Annotated in this window: 3 protein-coding genes; 2 read left to right on the top strand and 1 reads right to left on the bottom strand. The window is 68.7% G+C overall.

What is annotated here, in order from left to right; all coding sequences use genetic code 11:
* Positions 1 to 487: DNA-processing protein DprA (locus G3N93_RS39090; protein ID WP_206135435.1), on the bottom strand; the 487-nt coding region annotated here is incomplete at its 3' end.
* A 185-nt stretch (positions 488 to 672) separates the two neighbouring features.
* On the opposite strand from G3N93_RS39090, the gene def reads away from it, so the two are divergent.
* Positions 673 to 1,176 carry a peptide deformylase gene (gene def / locus G3N93_RS39085; RefSeq protein WP_011353573.1) on the top strand — a complete coding sequence of 168 codons (504 nt, stop codon included), beginning with the start codon at positions 673 to 675 and terminating at the stop codon, positions 1,174 to 1,176.
* 34 nt (positions 1,177 to 1,210) lie between these two features.
* Positions 1,211 to 1,985 (top strand): methionyl-tRNA formyltransferase (fmt, locus tag G3N93_RS39080; RefSeq protein WP_206135434.1); only part of this gene is annotated, 775 nt, incomplete at its 3' end.

Below are 1,985 nucleotides of genomic sequence, written 5' to 3'. Positions count from 1 at the left end.
CGGACAGTTCGCGTGCGAAGCGCGTCGCGTCGGCAAGACCCTGCGGCGTTGCGTGGCGGCTGCCGACCACGGCGACACTGCGCGCGTGCAGCAGGTCGAGCCGGCCCTTTACATATAGCAGTGGCGGCGGATCGTGCAGGTCGCGCAGCCGCGGCGGGTAGGCCGGATCGTTGAGCGTGACGAGCGCATTGCCCGGCGCGTCGAGCCACGCGAGCGCGGCGCCGGTGCGGGTGTCGAGATCGTTGCGCTCGCTCGCGCGCACGGCCTGGGCGGCGGCAGGGCTGGTTACGGCGGCGATGGCCTGGTCGGACGCACGCAGCAGCGCGTCCGGCGAGCCGAACGCATCGAGCAGTGCCTGCAGCACGACGGGCGCGAGGCCGGGCGCATGCGCGAGCTGCAGCCACGCGCGCACGGCGGAGGTGGTCAGCGCTTGCGGCGACATGAGGCACCCCTCGAATGCGGTGGCCAGCGGACCGCGTGGCGCCATGATAAAATTTTCATCATCCGAAATACTCGACAGGGCCGCGCGCGCAGGCGCCCGGCCAATTGCAGGAGGCATGATCCGCGGCATTGATTCGCCGCGCGTCCGCCTCATCTTCATTGCATCCCGGCGGCAGCGCCAGCTGGCCGGATGGCCGATGCGGCACGCCGCTCCACCGAATACCGAACGCCATGGCTTTACTCAATATTCTTCATTACCCCGACAAGCGGCTGCACAAGGTCGCGAAGCCCGTCGACAAGGTCGACGACCGGATCCGCAAGCTCGTCGCCGACATGGCCGAGACCATGTATGCGGCGCCGGGCATCGGCCTTGCGGCCACGCAGGTCGACGTGCACGAGCGCGTGATCGTGATCGACGTCTCCGAGGAGAAGAACGAGCTGCGCGCGTTCATCAACCCCGAGATCGTGTGGTCGAGCGATGAAAAGCAGATCTATGAAGAGGGCTGCCTGTCGGTGCCCGGCATCTACGACGAAGTCGAGCGTCCCGATCACGTGCGCGTGCGCGCGCTCAACGAGCAGGGCGAGACCTTCGAGCTCGACTGCGAGGGCCTGCTGGCCGTGTGCGTCCAGCACGAGATGGATCACCTGATGGGGCGCGTGTTCGTCGAATACCTGTCGCCGCTCAAGCAGACGCGCATCAAGACGAAGATGAAGAAACTCGAACGCGCGATGTAACGCGCGTCCGCCTTGCCCGACCCCGAACGCTGTCATGACCCATACGTTGCGCGTAGTTTTTGCCGGCACGCCGGAATTCGCCGCGGCTGCCCTCGCCGCGATCCACGAGGCCGGTTTTCCGGTGCCGCTCGTGCTCACCCAGCCCGATCGCCCTGCCGGGCGCGGGATGAAATTGCAGGCGAGCGCGGTGAAGCGCTACGCCGTCGAGCACGGGATGCCCGTCGCGCAACCGCCGTCGCTGCGCCGCGCGGGCAAGTACCCGGCGGAGGCGGCCGACGCGATCGAGCTGCTGCGCTCGACCCCGCATGACGTGATGGTGGTCGCCGCATACGGCCTGCTGCTGCCGCAGGAAGTGCTCGACATTCCGCGCGACGGCTGCATCAACATTCACGCGTCGCTGCTGCCGCGCTGGCGCGGCGCCGCGCCGATCCACCGCGCGATCGAGGCCGGCGACGCCGAAACGGGCGTCACGCTGATGCAGATGGACATCGGCCTCGACACCGGCGCGATGATCGAGGAAGCACGCATCGCGATCGCACCCGACGAGACGACCGCGACGTTGCACGACCGGCTCGCCGCCGAAGGCGCGCGACTGATTGTCGACGCGCTCGTGCAGCTCGAGCGCGACGGCGTGCTGCCGGCGACGCCGCAACCGGCCGACGGCGTGACCTATGCGGAAAAGATCGGCAAGCACGAAGCGGCGCTCGACTGGCGCAAGCCGGCCGACGTGCTTGCGCGCCAGGTGCGTGCGTTCGATCCGTTCCCGGGCGGCGTCGCGACGCTCGACGGCGCGGCGATCAAGCTATGGG

The organism is Burkholderia sp. Se-20378 (genome assembly GCF_017104665.1).
Taxonomy (GTDB): domain Bacteria; phylum Pseudomonadota; class Gammaproteobacteria; order Burkholderiales; family Burkholderiaceae; genus Burkholderia; species Burkholderia lata.
Note: the sequence above shows the minus strand (reverse complement) of the source record. Positions and strands in the feature narration are given on the sequence as shown.

Excerpts from the sequence above, each read along its gene's own strand:
- def (WP_011353573.1), top strand. The coding sequence starts at position 673 with ATGGCTTTACTCAATATTCTTCATTACCCCGACAAGCGGCTGCACAAG.